Genomic DNA, 14,336 nt, shown 5'->3' with positions numbered 1-14,336 from the left:
GACTTAATATTATTTTTTTGTTATCGTTTTTTATGAAAAAGATTCTTTCAATTATTATTTTATTTATTTCAACAATAACTGTGAGTGCGAATGATAGAGATATTGAGCTTGATAAATTATTCCTAGAATTAAAAAAGAATATTCCATCTTTATCATCAAGAATAGCTCAACAAATCTGGATGTTATGGAGCACCCATCCTACAGATCAAAAATTGACATCACTTTTAGATGAAGGCTCAAGATTAGTTCAAGACCAACAATTAAATAGAGCAATCGATGTTTTTACTGAAGCAATTGAATTAGACCCTAACTGGGCAGAAGCTTGGAATAAGAGAGCAACAGTACTTTATATGGTTGGAGAATTCCAAAAATCTCAGGATGATATTGATAAGGTGTTGGAATTAGAAGAAAGACATTTTGGAGCTTTAGCAGGGCAGGGAATGGTAAATATAAAGCTTAAGAATTATGATAAAGCAAAAAGAAGCTATCAAAAAGCACAAGAAATTTACCCCGCAATGAAATCATCAAAGGTAATGATTGAACAAATTGAAGAGTTAATTAAAAGACAATCAATTTAATTAATTAAAGAGTTTAAAATCAAATCACTAGATGAAAAAAACTACACCTCCATCTAAAGCAATGTTGGAACTTGCTAAATCTCTAAGTTTTAACACTCAAAACTATATTCCAAAAGGCGGGGTTTCTTTTTCTTTATTTAAAGTAGAAATTTTATCAGGATTAACAGTTGCCTTAGCATTGGTACCAGAAGCTATAGCTTTTGCGTTTGTTGCGGGAGTTGCTCCTTTGTCTGGTTTGTATGCTGCATTTATTGTTGGATTAATTACAGCTGTATTTGGTGGAAGACCTGGAATGATATCAGGTGCAACAGGAGCTCTTGCAGTTGTAATGATTTCATTAGTAACCGAACATGGAGCAGAATATTTATTTGCAACAGTTGTTTTAATGGGAGTTTTACAATTGTTTGCTGGTATTTTTAAACTTGGAAAATTTATAAGAATGGTTCCTGAACCCGTGATGCTAGGGTTTGTCAATGGACTTGCAATCGTAATTGGTATTTCACAACTTAGTCAATTTAAAACTATAAATGATCTTGGACAATCGGTTTGGATATCAGGAGATATACTGCTTTATTCAATCGTCTTTGTTTTACTTACTATGTTTGTTATATGGTTTTTACCTAAACTTACAAAAGCAGTTCCATCAACCTTAGTTGCAATACTTTTAACAACAGTATTAGTTCTTGCTCTTAAAATTAATATTCCAAGTGTTGGAGATTTAGCGAGTATTAAAGGAGGTTTACCTAATTTTTCAATTCCAAACGTTTCATTAAATTTTGAGACATTAAAAATTATTTTTCCTTATGCTTTTATCTTAGCCTCGATTGGATTAATAGAGAGCTTGTTAACTCTAAACCTAGTAGGTGAGATTACCAATAAAAGAGGTGGAGCTAGCCAAGAATGTTTGGCCCAAGGATTTGCAAATTCAGTAACTGGTTTTTTTGGAGGAATGGGTGGTTGTGCTATGATTGGTCAATCAATGATTAATGTTAGATCGGGTGGTAGAACTCGTTTAGCTGGTATTACTGCTGCAATATTTTTATTAATTTTTATTTTATATACTTCAAATTATATAGAGATGATCCCTATTGCAGCTCTAGTAGGGGTAATGTTTATGGTGGTGATTGGAACTTTTGCTTGGAATTCAATCAAGTTTTTAATGATGGTTCCAAAAAGTGATGCATTAGTTACTGTGCTTGTAACAGTTGTAACTGTCTTAGAAGATTTAGCTGTAGCTGTAATTGTAGGTGTAATTGTTTCTGCATTAGTTTATGCGTGGAAAACTGCTTCAAGAATTAGAGCTACGATAAGACCGTCAAAATCAGATAAAGGTGCTAAAGTTTATGAAATCGAAGGACCTCTATTTTTCAGTTCAGCAAAAAGTTTTTTAGAAATTTTTAATCCAAAACAAGATCCAAAGTTAGTAATTATTGATTTCGCAAAATCTAGAGTAATTGACCAATCAGCATTAAAAGCTATTGAAGATGTTGCTCATAAATATAATAGTTTTGGAAAAAAAATTAAACTAAGACATCTTACTAAAGATTGTCATAAGTTATTAAGTAAAACAGGCCAACTAGTGGTCGATAGTGATGATGATCCAGATTATAGTTTAGCAGTTGACTATGGTGTTAAGTTGAAAATTCTTGGAAAATAAATTTATTAATTATGACTACAAAATTTGACGTCATTATTATTGGCGCAGGTGCTGCTGGTATGATGAGTGCCATTGAGGCTGGAAAACGTGGTCGTAAAGTCTTACTAGTTGATCATTATAAAAAGATAGGTGAAAAGATTAGAATTTCTGGTGGAGGTAGATGTAATTTTACTAATATTCACACTAATCCTAATAAGTTTCTTTCACAAAACCCAAAGTTTGTAAGATCAGCCCTAAGTCAATATACCCAAAATGATTTTATCAATTTAATCAATAAGTATGAGATTAAATTTCATGAAAAAAAATTAGGACAGTTGTTTTGTGATCATAGTGCTCAACAAATTGTTGAGACGCTACTTAAAGAATGTGAATTAGCAAATGTAACTATTATAAAAAAATTTATTATAAAAAATGTTTCTAAAGAAAATGATCAATACCTTGTTTCAACTGAAACTGAAAAATATTCATCACAATCTTTAATTATCGCAACAGGTGGATTATCAGTACCAAAAATTGGTGCAACTTCATTTGGTTATGAAATTGCTAAAAAATTTGATCATAATATTATTGACACTTTACCTGCTTTAGTCCCATTAACATTTAATGAAAAGATCTTAGAAATATGCAAAGAATTAACTGGGCTATCAGTTGAAGCTATAGTTTCTTTTAACAAAGTTTTATTTCAAGAAGGAATGTTATTTACACACCGTGGTTTAAGTGGTCCTTCCATATTACAAATTTCATCCTATTGGAAACAGGGTGATAATATTAAAGTTAATCTTTCACCAAAATTAAATGTTTACGATTTATTAGAAGAAAAAAGAAAGTTAAATCCAAAATTTGATATCTTAAATATCGTAAGTGAAATTTTACCAAAAAGATTAGCTCAAATTATTTGTAGTGAAAACAAGGTAAATGGAAATATTTCTGAATTATCTAACAAAATATTAAAACAGCTAAGTGAGAATATAAATTCATGGTTAATCAATCCAACAGGTTCAGAAGGGTATAGAACTGCAGAGGTCACTTTAGGTGGGGTTGATACTAAAGAATTATCTTCAAAAACAATGATGTCCAATAAACATAAAAATTTATTTTTTATTGGTGAAGTTGTGGATGTAACTGGACATTTAGGTGGATATAATTTTCAATGGGCTTGGTCTTCAGGTTATGTTGCAGGCCAATATGCCTAAAACCATCGTATCGACTTAATCCAATCTATTTGCTAAAATAAAATATGTGTGGAAGATATGTGGTTAAAAATCCTGTCACAAAAACTAGTAAACTGGTAAAGTCAGCTATTCAAGTAGAGGATGGAGAAAATTATAATGCTCATCCGTATCAAAAACTTCCAGTTATTAAAAAATATAAAAATGGAAATACATTAGAAGCTCTCAAGTGGGGTTTAATTCCAGGTTGGGCTAAAGATAAAGATTTTAAAGCATTAATTAATGCAAGATTAGAAACTATTGATGAGAAGGTTTCATTTAAAAAACTAATTAAAAACAACAGATGTGTTGTTGTAGCGGACGGTTTTTATGAATGGAAAAGAGAAGAGAAAGAAAAAACTCCACATTATTTTACAAGAAAAGATACGAACGCAATATTTTTTGCAGGAATTTATGAAGAAGACCAATTTTGTTTAATTACAGAGGAAGCTAAAGATAACGTTAGTGAAATTCATCACAGACAACCAGTAATTATCAACCAAACAGATATTAACCGATATTTAAATTTAGAGTTACAAGGTTCAACTTTTTTAAAAGAATGTAAAAAACCTGATCTTATATTTCATGAAATATCAAAAGATGTAAATAAACCTACTAATAACATCACATCTTTAATTCAACCAATTTAGCTATATTTATAATGATTGACATAATAGATTTAATTTTAAACCAATATCTAAGATTATTTGTAGGAATAGTATTAATTGCATTAATTATTTTTTCATTATTTATTAAATTAAAAAATAAACTTAAAAAAAGATCTAACTTAAAAATTAATAATAACGATAAGTGAAAAATATTTATCATCCAGATATTTATCAATTTGATAAAATAGTTAATAGTTATTGGGAAGACACTTCAAGTGAAGATTTAAATTTAGAAAAACTTACTAAAGATATAAATTCAGAAATTGTTATAATTGGTGGAGGGTACACAGGTTTGCTTTGTGCAATTAATTTAATAGAAAATCATAACTTAGATGTTATTTTAGTTGAAGCTGGTAAAATAGGTTGGGGCGCTTCTTCTCGTAATGCTGGTTTTAATTGCTTACCTCCAAGTAAAATGCCTTTTAAAAAAATGCAATCTATTTATGGAAGAGAAGAAACAAAAAAGTTTTACAAAAATTCTGTTGAAGGTTCAAACCACACTAGAGATATCATTAAAGAATATAATATTGATTGCGATGTAACAGGAGATAGTAATTTTGTTGTTGCCCACCATAAAAATAAATTCAAGCAAATTAAAGAACAAGCTGATGTTTATAAATCTGAATTTGATATTGAAACTAAAATTTATTCAAAAGATGAGTTTAATGAAGTTGGTCATGGAGGAATGGAACAATTTGGAGCATTTTCTTATAAACCTGGTTTTGCGATTAATCCTCTTAAATTTGTTAATGGAATTGCAAAGTATGCTATATCTAAAAAATTAAAGATATTCGAGCACACTAAAGTAAACAAAATTAATAAAGAAAATGGGTCTTATATTTTAAAGACTAACGAAGGATCTATTCGATCTAAAAAAATTGTAGTTGCAACTAACGGTTTTTATCAAGAAGGGTTAATTCCGCAAATAGATGGAAGAGTATTACCTGTTATTTCAAATATAATTGTTACTAGAAAGCTTAATGATGATGAGCTTAATGCTCATAACTTTAAAACATTTTCACCCATTGCTAATACTAAAAACCTTTTATATTATTATCGAAAGTTACCTGATAATCGAATTTTGTTTGGTACTAGAGGCGATTTGAAAGGTAGTGATCAGTCAAATTTAGCTATGTCAAACAAGATGGAAAAGTTTTTAAAAGATATTTTTCCTCAATGGTCCAATGTTACTATTGATTATAATTGGCGCGGATTAATTGCCCTATCCCAAAAGCTCACTCCATCTATTGGTAAAATTGATAATGAGGAGATTTATTATGGATTTGGCTATAATGGAGTCGGAGTTAGCGCTGCTCCCTGGGCTGGAAAACAGTTATCCAAGCTAGTTTTTTCATCAAATAGTAAAGATTTAGATATTTCAAAAATCTATAAGGGATTACCTAAAAAGTTTATTTTTCCTCAATTAAGGATTTTTTATTTTAGATTAGCTGTGTGGTTTTATGCAATTAAAGATAAGTTAAACATTTGATATAATGTTTAATAATAATAAAAGTTATCTAAGAAAAAGTATTAACAGTTAATAGGAGAAGGAATGTTAAAAGTATATTTGGCAGGTGAAATTCACAGTGATTGGCGAGAAGAAATTATAAAATCATGTAAAAAAGAAAAACTTGATATTCATTTTTTGTCCCCAGTAACCAATCATGAGTCTTCTGATAATTGTGGTGTAGAGATTTTAGGACCAGAAGAGAAAAATTTTTGGAAAGACAGAAAAGGTGCAAATATTAATTCAATTAGAACTAAGAAATCTATTCAAGATAGTGACGTGATAATTGTAAAATTTGGTGAAAAATATAAGCAATGGAATGCAGCTTTTGATGCAGGGTATGCTGTTGCTTTGAATAAATCTATTATTGTTATTCATAGTGAAGATCATCAGCACGCTTTGAAAGAAGTAGATGCATCAGCTTCAGCAGTTGTAACAGATCAAAAACAAGCTGTTCGAATATTAAAATATGTTTTAGAAGGTTCATTAAAATAAAAAATTATGCTTACATATATTATTCCTTTCATTATCTTAATACTAGTAGTTGTGTTTATTCATGAATATGGTCACTATTATTTTGCAAGAAAATATGGGGTAGGAGTTACCGATTTTTCCATTGGTTTTGGTAAAGAAATATTTGGTTGGAATGATAAGTCAGGCACTAGATGGAAAATCTGTTGGATCCCTCTTGGCGGTTATGTAAAGTTTTTTGGAGATAGAAATGTTTTTTCACAAGCAGACCATGAAAAAATTTTAAAACAATATAATAAAGAGGATCAAGAAAAGTTATTTGTAATTAAACCGTTATATCAAAGAACACTTATTGTATTTGGTGGACCATTAGCTAACTTTTTATTAGCTATAGTTATTTTTTTCTCAATATATACTTTTATAGGAAAAGATTTCACTCCTGCTGTTATTAATGAAGTTCAAAAAGATAGTCCTGCAATGATTGGGGGGCTTAAAAATAATGATATCATTTTAGAAATTGACGGTAACAAAGTTGAAAGTATTATGGATGTTTCTAAGTTTATTACCACTTCAATAGGAGATGTTATTGATTTTAAAGTTGAACGTTTTGATCAAGAATACTTACTTAAGATTAAACCGAAAATTGTTTTAAGTGATGATAATTTAGGTAATAAAGTTAATAAAAGAATAGTTGGTATTAAACTTGGTGCTTATAACAATGAAATCAACCATGTTAAATTAGGACCAGCACAAGCATTAATCCATTCCGTTAAAGAAGTATATTTTGTAAGTGCTTCCTCACTCAAATATATTGGTACTATGTTAAGAGGCACAGGTGATAGTTCTCAATTAGGAGGGCCTATTAGGATAGCAAAAATAACGGGTCAAGTAGCAGAAATAGGTATTTTGCCATTTATTTCTATAATGGCTTATATTTCAATAAGTCTTGGTTTAATTAACTTGTTTCCAATTCCAATGTTGGATGGAGGACACCTAATGTTCTATGCATTTGAAAAAGTTTTAGGGCGCCCTTTATCACAAAAAGTTCAAGAGGGTTTTTTTCGAATCGGGATGTTTTTGTTGTTATCATTGATGTTTTTTACAACCTTTAATGACCTTAAAGACCTAGGTTTGTTCAATTAATTTCACAATTTAATTTGTGTAAAATACGAGTAAAATCAATACTTATTTAACTTTACACAAGATATTGTATCTAAAAAAATTTAAGACACTAAAAAAAAGCTTGATTTATCAACGTTTATGATAAGTATGATAATTAATCAACATAACCGGAGCTAAAATGAACAAAAAACAACTAATGGCACAGCTTTCAGGCTCTTTAAATTTGAGCAAAGCCGATGCTGAAAGAACATTTGATACGATTACCAACACTATTTTAGATGCACTAAAAGGCGATGATTCAGTAAAAATTGCTGGATTTGGAACTTACAAAGTAGCTAAGAGAAAAGCTAGAGTTGGAAGAAACCCGAGAACAGGTGAGCAAATTCAAATCGCTGCTTCTCAAAAAGTAAAATTCTTACCAGCAAAAGCTTTAAAAGAAGTATTCAATAAATAGTTTTTTTTAACAGCCCTAACGTTTTTAAAACACGTCTAGGGCTGTTACTATATGCAAAAACTGCATACCAATTTTTCCTAATCAGCGTTAGTTTTTAAAATTAATAAAATTATAAGTCTTTACTTTAACAGGAGGTCTTATGACTAAATTAATAAAGAGAATAACTGCGCCACTTCTTAGTTTGGTATTTTTACTGAACATGAGTAGTGCGGGTATGGCAGAGACAACAGTGTCTGCTGAAGTGGGGTTTATTTTTAATACTCTATTATTTTTAATTTGTGGTTTCCTTGTCATGTTCATGGCAGCAGGTTTTGCAATGCTAGAATCTGGTATGGTAACTTCAAAAAGTGTTTCAGTAATTTGTGCAAAGAACATTGGTCTTTATGCAATTGCTGGAATTATGTTTTGGCTAGTTGGCTATAACTTAGCTTATGGTATTCCAGAAGGTGGATATATTGGAACATTTACACCTTGGTCAGATGCAAGTGCAATTGATACTGGTTATGCGGATGGTTCTGATTGGTTTTTCCAAATGGTATTCTGTGCAACTACAGTTTCAATTTGCTCAGGTGCTATGGCTGAAAGAATCAAGTTATGGCCATTCTTCTTATTTGCAGCTATTTTAGCTGGAGTAATTTATCCAATCGTAATGGGTTGGCAGTGGGGTGGAGGCTGGTTAGCTGAAATCGGTTTCTCTGACTTTGCTGGTTCAACTTTAGTACACTCAACAGGTGGTGCAGCTGCTTTAGCTGGTATTATTTTGTTAGGTGCTAGAAATGGAAGATTTGACTCTGCAGGAAATCCAAAGGCGTTAAAACCTTTTGCAGCTTCTTCAATTCCATTAGTAACAATAGGTGTATTTATCCTATGGTTAGGTTGGTTTGGATTTAATGGTGGATCTCAATTAGCATTAGGAACTTTTGATGATGCAGTTGCGATATCTACTATCTTTATCAATACAAATCTTGCAGCTTGTGGTGGAGTTTTAGCAGCAGGTGTAATTACAAGATTAATGTATGGTAAAACAGATGTAATTCAAATGTTAAATGGAGCAATTGGTGGCTTAGTAGCTATCACTGCAGAACCTTTAGCACCATCACCATTTGCAGCAATCTTAATTGGTGCTGTGGGTGGATTGATCGTAGTGTTTGGAACTAAATTATTATTTAATTTCAAACTTGATGATGTAGTTGGTGCAATCCCAGCTCACTTATTTGCTGGTATTTGGGGCACACTTGCAGTTCCACTAACTAATGCTGATGCAAATTTTAGCGCTCAGTTAATTGGTGTACTTGCGGTTAACATTTTTGTGTTTGCTGTGTCTTACATTGTGTGGTCAGTGATGAAGGCGATCTTTGGTATCAGATTAAGTAAAGAAGCTGAAACTAAGGGTACAGACGTTACTGAAACAGGTGTAATTGCTTACGCAATACGAGACTAATTGCATGCAATAAAGAGGCTCTTCGATCTCCATATCGTTATCTCATTGGAGAGCCTCTTAAAAACAGAATAACTATCTTTATCTCTCTTATAGTTAGTTAGTAAAAGGCCCCTTTTTAGGGGCCTTTTTTTTACATACATGTTCTATCGTCATAACTCTTTTGATCAATCAGCAATTCTTTAAACAGGAAAGTTCAATAAAAGAACTTCCATAACAAGGAGAGATAATGATTAATTTATTTAAAAAAATAACACTTATTTTTGTAATCATTTTTAGTATTACAGGATTAGCTTCAGCAGAAACTACTATCTCAGCTGAAGGACAATATATATTTAACACGCTTGGTTTTTATTTAGGTGGAATATTAGTTTCATTTATGGCTGCAGGATTTTGTATGCTTGAGTGCGGTTTAGTTACCACTAAAAGTGTATCCACAATTGCTGCAAAAAATATTGGTAAATTTGCAATAGCATCAATAGTATTTTTCTTATGCGGGTATAATCTTGCTTATGGAATACCAGAAGGTGGATACATAGGTTCATTTAAAATTTGGAGTGATGCTTCGGAAATTGGAACAGGTTACTCAGATTATTCAGACTGGTTCTATCAAGCAATGTTTGTTTGTGCGACGGTATCGATTGTATCGGGAGCTGTTGCAGAAAGAATTAAAATTTGGCCATTTTTTATTTTCTCAGCAATTATGGCTGCATTTATTTATCCAATCTCAATGGGTTGGCAGTGGGGTGGAGGATGGTTAGCAACTGCTGGATTTTCTGATTTTGCAGGTTCTACATTAGTACATGCTTGTGGTGGTGCTGCTGCTTTAGCAGGTGTAATGGTTTTAGGTGCAAGAGCTGGAAGATTTGGAAAAAAAGGTGAAACTAAATCTTTAGTTCCTTTTGCTGCATCTAGTATTCCACTTGTAACTCTTGGAACTTTTTTATTATGGTTTGGTTGGTTTGGCTTTAATGGCTTTAGTCAATTAGCTGTTGGAACTTTTGATGATGTAACAGCGATTAGTAAAATTGCAGTTAATACTCATTTAGCAGGTGCTGCTGGAACAGTTACCGCAGCATTAGTCACTAGATTGATTGGTGGCAAAACTGATATCATCATGATGTTAAATGGTGCTTTAGCAGGACTTGTTGCAATAACTGCTGAACCTTTAAATCCTAGTCCAATTTTAGCAATGGTGATTGGTTCTTTCGGTTCAATTATTATGTACTTTGGAACAAAGTTTTTAGAGTCTAAACACTTAGATGATGTAGTAGGTGCAATTCCAGTTCATATGTTTGCTGGTATTTTTGGAACATTGGTAGTTCCAATATCAAATCCTGACACAACATTTGGAACTCAGTTAATGGGTGTTGTTGCAGTTTGTGTATTTAGTTTTGTTTTTTCATACATAGTATTTAGAGCACTTAAACAATTTATTGGTCTTAGAATCAGTGCCCAAGCAGAAAAACTTGGAACTGATGTAGCAGAAGTTGGTGTTAAAGCTTACGCGATCAGAGACTAAAAAAATTATCTCTCTATAATGTTAAACGTTAAAGGTCCCTTAGAAATAAGGGGCCTTTTTTATTTTTTGATAGGCTTTTAAGGGTTTCCAAAACTTCTTTTGCGTGATCTTTAACTTTAACGTTTTCCCAGACCTTTATAATTTTACCCTTTTTATCTATTAAAAACGTAGTCCGGAGAATGCCCATAAATTTTCGACCCATAAATTTTTTTTTAGCCCAGACTTTATACTTCTTAAGGACTGTTAATTCTTCATCTGCTAATAAATCAAATTTTATCTTATATTTTTTTCTAAATTTATCATGACTTTTTAAATTATCTTTAGAAATTCCATAAACTTCACACTCTAATTTTTTAAATTTTGATAGTGATTTATTAAAATCATTAGTCTCAATCGTGCACCCTGGCGTATCATCTTTTGGATAAAAATAGATAACAACATATTTTCCAAGTGAGTCTTTTAATGAATATTTTTCTTTTGATGTTGACGGCAGTATAAAATTAGGAGCTTTAGTATTAATTTTTAACATAATTTTCTAGCAATATAATATTTTTAAGGTAATTTTAAACACAATTATGACAGTTAAATCAATTCAAACACTAGTCTCAGAAGCAATGCAAGAAATAAAAACTATTAATGCAGATGAAGCTTTCAAGATGGTTGAAGAAAATAATTGTAATTTAATTGATATAAGAGAAGCTAGTGAATTAGAAAATACTGGAAGTGTGGAAAATTCAGTACATATTTCTAGAGGAATGATGGAAATTTTTTTAGACCCTAGTAGCGCTTTTTTTCAACAAGGTAAACTTGATCAAAATAAAGAAATGGTTTTATTTTGTGCTGGTGGTGTAAGATCTGCTTTAGCAGTTAAAGCGTTGCATAATATGGGATATGAAAAAGTATCACATATAGAGGGCGGCTTTGCCGCAATCAATCAGAGTAAATTTAAAATAATCTAATTAAAGTTTAATTCTTCAACAGCATATTCAAGTCGATCTTGTCCCCAAAAAATTTTATCATTTACAATAAATGTTGGTGCACCAAAAACTTCTTTTTTAAAGGCCTCGTTAGTTGCATTTTTTAATGCATCTTTAATTGACTGTTCTTTAATTCCATTTAAAAATTTTTCATTATCAATATTTAAAGTATTTAATAGCTTAAGGATCTCCTCATCATTTGATAAATCTAAATTATCTTTCCAATATGCCTCAAAAAAAGTATTTAGGTAATTATTTTTTTGATCATCAGATAAGTATAAATAACCCCTCATCAAATAAAGAGAGTTGATTGGAAATTTAGAATTCCATGTAAAAGATATGTTATTTTTTTTTGATACAAGCTCACAATCATTTTGCATATTTTTCATTTTATATTTATTAAAAGCTGGTGCACTTATCCCTGCTAGATTGTGAAGACCACCTAAAAAAATAGGCTTATAGTTAAAAGTAATTTTTTGATTGTCTTTAATTCTTTTAATTTTTTTATGAGCTATGTAAGAATAAGCACTAATTATATCAAAATAAAAATCTATATGATTAGTCATAAAAACTCATTCTTTTGGCATAGAAAATTCTTATGATCCAATAAAAGAATAAACCAACTGGTCCTATCAAATAGGTGATTATTAATGGGATCGCCACTAAAATTTTATTAATATAAAATTTTTGAGAGTCTTTGACTATCCATCCACCTATAAATAAATTAATTGAAATAAAGTGTGTCCAAAAAAGCATTAAATACAAATGATCTTCAAACAATCTAGAAAGCTCATTCAATCCTAGATATAATGTAAAATTGCCAATAAAATCGTAACCAAGTAAATAAGATTTATATAAAGCAAAAATATAAACACCACTTAAAATGAATATTGGAAATATTGAGGCTACAAAATATCTACATAGATGAGACTGTGGAAAAAAAATTAAAATAAACCAAAAAGGTAATACACCAATATTGACCCACATATAAAGTGTCTCAATAGAAAAATAAGTATAAATTTGTTCGATCATTTAAATATATTATATAAAATCTAACCATGATTCCTATAAGAAATAGAAAAAAAACACTCCAAGTAACTGTTGAAGAGATGAGAAACTTTGCATTTGCTTATGTTGAAAAATATGCACCTTCAAAACAGCAGTTAAAGACTTATTTACTAAAAAAATATATGAAACTTTCTTCCTCTGATGTAAAAAAAAAAGACGTCAATAAATTGATCGATATTGTTTTGTCTGATTTAGAAAAGAATAAATTTATCAATGACCAATTTTATTCAGAAAGTAAAGCAAAAAGTATGATTCAAAGAGGAAACTCTATAAATAAAATTAGAAACTATTTAATAGGAAAAGGAATTCACGATGAATTTATCAAAGATACAGTTGATAAAATTAAGGAAGATAACTCTGATCAAGATTTTTTTTCAGCAATAAAAATTTGTAAGAAAAAAAGAATAGGTCCAGCTAGAGCTGAGGATAACAGAACATTATTTTATAAGAAAGATATATCTTTATTAGCAAGAAATGGTTTCGATTTTGAGACCTCCAGAAAAGTAATGGATATAGAAAAAGATGAATACCTTAAAATAATTAATCTACTTTAGTCTTTTTATCTTTTTCTTCTTCAACTAAATTATTAACTTTTTGTCTTACATAGTTTTTAACAAATACAAAAACTAATAATCCAAAAATAGAAACCGAAACTATTATAATTAATATAATTCTTAATTGTTCATCCATTATAATATATTTTTATTTTTTAAAATTAAGCTAGGATTTTTTAAATCTTTTTTTCCATATAAAATTTCATTTCCATCAAAATCTGTAACAGTTCCACCTGAATGTATTAATATTGCATGACCCGCTGCTATATCCCATTCATAAGCTCTTGGTTCCGCAACATAGCCATCATATTCGCCAGCAGCTACCACACAAAATTTAAGCGAACTTTTCATTCTTATGTTTTCAATTACTCCAATATCTTGATAAATTTTTTGAATTTCAGGTTTAATTTTGTTTGAGTAAGAAATAAATTTAATTGGTCTAGTAACAGAATCCTTTTCATTTAGTTTTATGGTTTTTCCATCACTTAATTCATAAGCATCACCTTCACCATAAGAATAAAACATTCTTTTTTTTGCAGGCGCATAAATTAATCCTGCCGCAGGCACGTTATCAATAATTAAACCAGCATTTATTGTGAATTCTTCGAGATTATTTATATAATCATACGTACCATCTATAGGATCAACCAACCAAAAATTTTTTAGTTGAGTGTTATCTTTATTATCAGAAGTTTCTTCTGATATAATTGGTATATGAGGTGTTATTTCAGAGATTTTTTGTGTGATAAATTTATTAACTTCAAGATCTCCATTACTTACAGGGGTATTGTCAGATTTAATTTCTTTTTTTAATCCCTTTTCTCTGAGAGAAATTGATAAGTCTCCGGCTTTTAAAAAAGGATCAATTAATTTTTCTACTATTATTTTTATATCCATTTCAAATTTATTTAATTCGTTTTAATTCTACATTTTTAGCATGGATTACTTTTTTTCCAGCATTTTCAAAATTGACTGTTACTTTATCATTGATAATGGATTGAACCTGACCAATACCCCAGTCTTTATTGTTTGGATTAGTGACTTTGTCACCTGGTTCGTAATCTAAAATCATTTAATTTAACTTATATTGTAAATAAGTATAAATACCACCT

The 14,336-nt window shown here is 30.2% G+C and carries 19 protein-coding genes; 13 read left to right on the top strand and 6 right to left on the bottom strand.

Annotated features, from left to right (window positions below):
* Positions 1–32 precede the first annotated feature (32 nt).
* The 11 genes from F754_RS0104405 to F754_RS0104355 all read left to right on the top strand — a co-directional run bounded on the left by F754_RS0104405 (position 33) and on the right by F754_RS0104355 (position 10,625).
* Entirely contained in the window at positions 33–578 is a 546-nt protein-coding gene (locus F754_RS0104405) for a tetratricopeptide repeat protein (RefSeq protein ID WP_023648705.1), read from the top strand.
* A gap of 61 nt (positions 579–639) precedes the next feature.
* Positions 640–2,235 carry a SulP family inorganic anion transporter gene (locus tag F754_RS0104400; protein ID WP_023648704.1) on the top strand — a complete coding sequence of 532 codons (1,596 nt, stop codon included), beginning with the start codon at positions 640–642 and terminating at the stop codon, positions 2,233–2,235.
* Positions 2,236–2,246: 11 nt separating this feature from the next.
* A complete protein-coding gene (locus F754_RS0104395) occupies positions 2,247–3,428 on the top strand; it encodes an NAD(P)/FAD-dependent oxidoreductase (protein WP_023648703.1) in 1,182 nt (393 codons plus the stop codon).
* A gap of 44 nt (positions 3,429–3,472) precedes the next feature.
* The gene (locus F754_RS0104390; RefSeq protein WP_023648702.1) at positions 3,473–4,093 is read left to right on the top strand and encodes an SOS response-associated peptidase; all 621 of its coding nucleotides are present in this window, start codon (positions 3,473–3,475) and stop codon (positions 4,091–4,093) included.
* An 11-nt stretch (positions 4,094–4,104) separates the two neighbouring features.
* Entirely contained in the window at positions 4,105–4,257 is a 153-nt protein-coding gene (locus F754_RS07790; RefSeq protein ID WP_196228283.1) for a hypothetical protein, read from the top strand.
* On the top strand, positions 4,254–5,600 hold the full coding sequence (locus tag F754_RS0104380) for an FAD-dependent oxidoreductase (protein WP_023648700.1): 1,347 nt from the start codon (positions 4,254–4,256) through the stop codon (positions 5,598–5,600). Before F754_RS07790 ends, F754_RS0104380 begins: the two co-directional genes overlap by 4 nt.
* A gap of 63 nt (positions 5,601–5,663) precedes the next feature.
* A complete protein-coding gene (locus F754_RS0104375; protein ID WP_023648699.1) occupies positions 5,664–6,113 on the top strand; it encodes a YtoQ family protein in 450 nt (149 codons plus the stop codon).
* 6 nt (positions 6,114–6,119) lie between these two features.
* Positions 6,120–7,232 carry an RIP metalloprotease RseP gene (rseP, locus tag F754_RS0104370; RefSeq protein ID WP_023648698.1) on the top strand — a complete coding sequence of 371 codons (1,113 nt, stop codon included), beginning with the start codon at positions 6,120–6,122 and terminating at the stop codon, positions 7,230–7,232.
* A 157-nt stretch (positions 7,233–7,389) separates the two neighbouring features.
* Entirely contained in the window at positions 7,390–7,665 is a 276-nt protein-coding gene (locus tag F754_RS0104365) for an HU family DNA-binding protein (protein ID WP_023648697.1), read from the top strand.
* Positions 7,666–7,804: 139 nt separating this feature from the next.
* On the top strand, positions 7,805–9,106 hold the full coding sequence (locus F754_RS0104360) for an ammonium transporter (protein ID WP_023648696.1): 1,302 nt from the start codon (positions 7,805–7,807) through the stop codon (positions 9,104–9,106).
* Positions 9,107–9,332: 226 nt separating this feature from the next.
* Entirely contained in the window at positions 9,333–10,625 is a 1,293-nt protein-coding gene (locus F754_RS0104355; protein ID WP_023648695.1) for an ammonium transporter, read from the top strand.
* A 28-nt stretch (positions 10,626–10,653) separates the two neighbouring features.
* Here the strand turns inward: F754_RS0104355 and bcp are convergent, their stop codons facing one another.
* Positions 10,654–11,154, bottom strand: a complete 501-nt coding sequence (gene bcp / locus F754_RS0104350; RefSeq protein WP_023648694.1) for a thioredoxin-dependent thiol peroxidase — start codon at positions 11,152–11,154, stop codon at positions 10,654–10,656.
* Positions 11,155–11,200: 46 nt separating this feature from the next.
* Between bcp and F754_RS0104345 the strand changes: the two genes are divergently transcribed.
* Positions 11,201–11,584: a rhodanese gene (locus F754_RS0104345; RefSeq protein ID WP_023648693.1), complete on the top strand. Its 384-nt coding sequence runs from the start codon at positions 11,201–11,203 to the stop codon at positions 11,582–11,584.
* Here F754_RS0104345 and F754_RS0104340 read toward each other — a convergent pair.
* Positions 11,581–12,168 (bottom strand): 2-hydroxychromene-2-carboxylate isomerase, encoded by a 588-nt coding sequence (locus tag F754_RS0104340; RefSeq protein WP_023648692.1) that lies wholly within the window; start codon positions 12,166–12,168, stop codon positions 11,581–11,583. The two genes, F754_RS0104345 and F754_RS0104340, sit on opposite strands and share 4 nt — an antisense overlap.
* Complete coding sequence (locus F754_RS0104335; RefSeq protein WP_023648691.1) at positions 12,161–12,634, bottom strand: DUF4281 domain-containing protein; 474 nt, start codon at positions 12,632–12,634, stop codon at positions 12,161–12,163. Before F754_RS0104335 ends, F754_RS0104340 begins: the two co-directional genes overlap by 8 nt.
* A 26-nt stretch (positions 12,635–12,660) precedes the next feature.
* On the opposite strand from F754_RS0104335, the gene F754_RS0104330 reads away from it, so the two are divergent.
* Positions 12,661–13,224, top strand: coding sequence for a RecX family transcriptional regulator (locus F754_RS0104330; RefSeq protein WP_023648690.1), 564 nt, complete (start codon positions 12,661–12,663; stop codon positions 13,222–13,224).
* On the opposite strand, the gene F754_RS07785 is transcribed toward F754_RS0104330, so the two are convergent.
* The 3 genes from F754_RS07785 to F754_RS07715 are packed head-to-tail and all read right to left on the bottom strand — an operon-like array spanning position 13,211 to position 14,296.
* Positions 13,211–13,360: a hypothetical protein gene (locus F754_RS07785; protein ID WP_023648689.1), complete on the bottom strand. Its 150-nt coding sequence runs from the start codon at positions 13,358–13,360 to the stop codon at positions 13,211–13,213. The two genes, F754_RS0104330 and F754_RS07785, sit on opposite strands and share 14 nt — an antisense overlap.
* Complete coding sequence (locus tag F754_RS0104320) at positions 13,360–14,121, bottom strand: 3'(2'),5'-bisphosphate nucleotidase CysQ (RefSeq protein WP_023648688.1); 762 nt, start codon at positions 14,119–14,121, stop codon at positions 13,360–13,362. Before F754_RS0104320 ends, F754_RS07785 begins: the two co-directional genes overlap by 1 nt.
* Before the next feature lie 7 nt (positions 14,122–14,128).
* Positions 14,129–14,296 carry a DUF3553 domain-containing protein gene (locus F754_RS07715; protein ID WP_023648687.1) on the bottom strand — a complete coding sequence of 56 codons (168 nt, stop codon included), beginning with the start codon at positions 14,294–14,296 and terminating at the stop codon, positions 14,129–14,131.
* Between the last annotated feature and the right edge of the window lie 40 nt (positions 14,297–14,336).

This window comes from Candidatus Pelagibacter ubique HTCC8051 (genome assembly GCF_000472605.1).
Taxonomy (GTDB): domain Bacteria; phylum Pseudomonadota; class Alphaproteobacteria; order Pelagibacterales; family Pelagibacteraceae; genus Pelagibacter; species Pelagibacter communis_B.
Note: the sequence above shows the minus strand (reverse complement) of the source record. Positions and strands in the feature narration are given on the sequence as shown.

What these genes read in the sequence shown, in the direction of transcription:
- F754_RS07785 (WP_023648689.1), bottom strand. Translation starts at nt 13,360, where the DNA reads ATGGATGAACAATTAAGAATTATATTAATTATAATAGTTTCGGTTTCT.
- F754_RS0104320 (WP_023648688.1), bottom strand. Translation starts at nt 14,121, where the DNA reads ATGGATATAAAAATAATAGTAGAAAAATTAATTGATCCTTTTTTAAAA.
- F754_RS0104330 (WP_023648690.1), top strand. Translation starts at nt 12,661, where the DNA reads ATGATTCCTATAAGAAATAGAAAAAAAACACTCCAAGTAACTGTTGAA.
- F754_RS0104400 (WP_023648704.1), top strand. Translation starts at nt 640, where the DNA reads ATGTTGGAACTTGCTAAATCTCTAAGTTTTAACACTCAAAACTATATT.
- F754_RS0104335 (WP_023648691.1), bottom strand. Translation starts at nt 12,634, where the DNA reads ATGATCGAACAAATTTATACTTATTTTTCTATTGAGACACTTTATATG.
- F754_RS0104390 (WP_023648702.1), top strand. Translation starts at nt 3,473, where the DNA reads ATGTGTGGAAGATATGTGGTTAAAAATCCTGTCACAAAAACTAGTAAA.
- bcp (WP_023648694.1), bottom strand. Translation starts at nt 11,154, where the DNA reads ATGTTAAAAATTAATACTAAAGCTCCTAATTTTATACTGCCGTCAACA.
- F754_RS07715 (WP_023648687.1), bottom strand. Translation starts at nt 14,296, where the DNA reads ATGATTTTAGATTACGAACCAGGTGACAAAGTCACTAATCCAAACAAT.
- F754_RS0104365 (WP_023648697.1), top strand. Translation starts at nt 7,390, where the DNA reads ATGAACAAAAAACAACTAATGGCACAGCTTTCAGGCTCTTTAAATTTG.
- F754_RS0104360 (WP_023648696.1), top strand. Translation starts at nt 7,805, where the DNA reads ATGACTAAATTAATAAAGAGAATAACTGCGCCACTTCTTAGTTTGGTA.
- F754_RS0104355 (WP_023648695.1), top strand. Translation starts at nt 9,333, where the DNA reads ATGATTAATTTATTTAAAAAAATAACACTTATTTTTGTAATCATTTTT.
- F754_RS07790 (WP_196228283.1), top strand. Translation starts at nt 4,105, where the DNA reads ATGATTGACATAATAGATTTAATTTTAAACCAATATCTAAGATTATTT.
- F754_RS0104375 (WP_023648699.1), top strand. Translation starts at nt 5,664, where the DNA reads ATGTTAAAAGTATATTTGGCAGGTGAAATTCACAGTGATTGGCGAGAA.
- F754_RS0104405 (WP_023648705.1), top strand. Translation starts at nt 33, where the DNA reads ATGAAAAAGATTCTTTCAATTATTATTTTATTTATTTCAACAATAACT.
- F754_RS0104395 (WP_023648703.1), top strand. Translation starts at nt 2,247, where the DNA reads ATGACTACAAAATTTGACGTCATTATTATTGGCGCAGGTGCTGCTGGT.
- F754_RS0104340 (WP_023648692.1), bottom strand. Translation starts at nt 12,168, where the DNA reads ATGACTAATCATATAGATTTTTATTTTGATATAATTAGTGCTTATTCT.
- F754_RS0104345 (WP_023648693.1), top strand. Translation starts at nt 11,201, where the DNA reads ATGACAGTTAAATCAATTCAAACACTAGTCTCAGAAGCAATGCAAGAA.
- rseP (WP_023648698.1), top strand. Translation starts at nt 6,120, where the DNA reads ATGCTTACATATATTATTCCTTTCATTATCTTAATACTAGTAGTTGTG.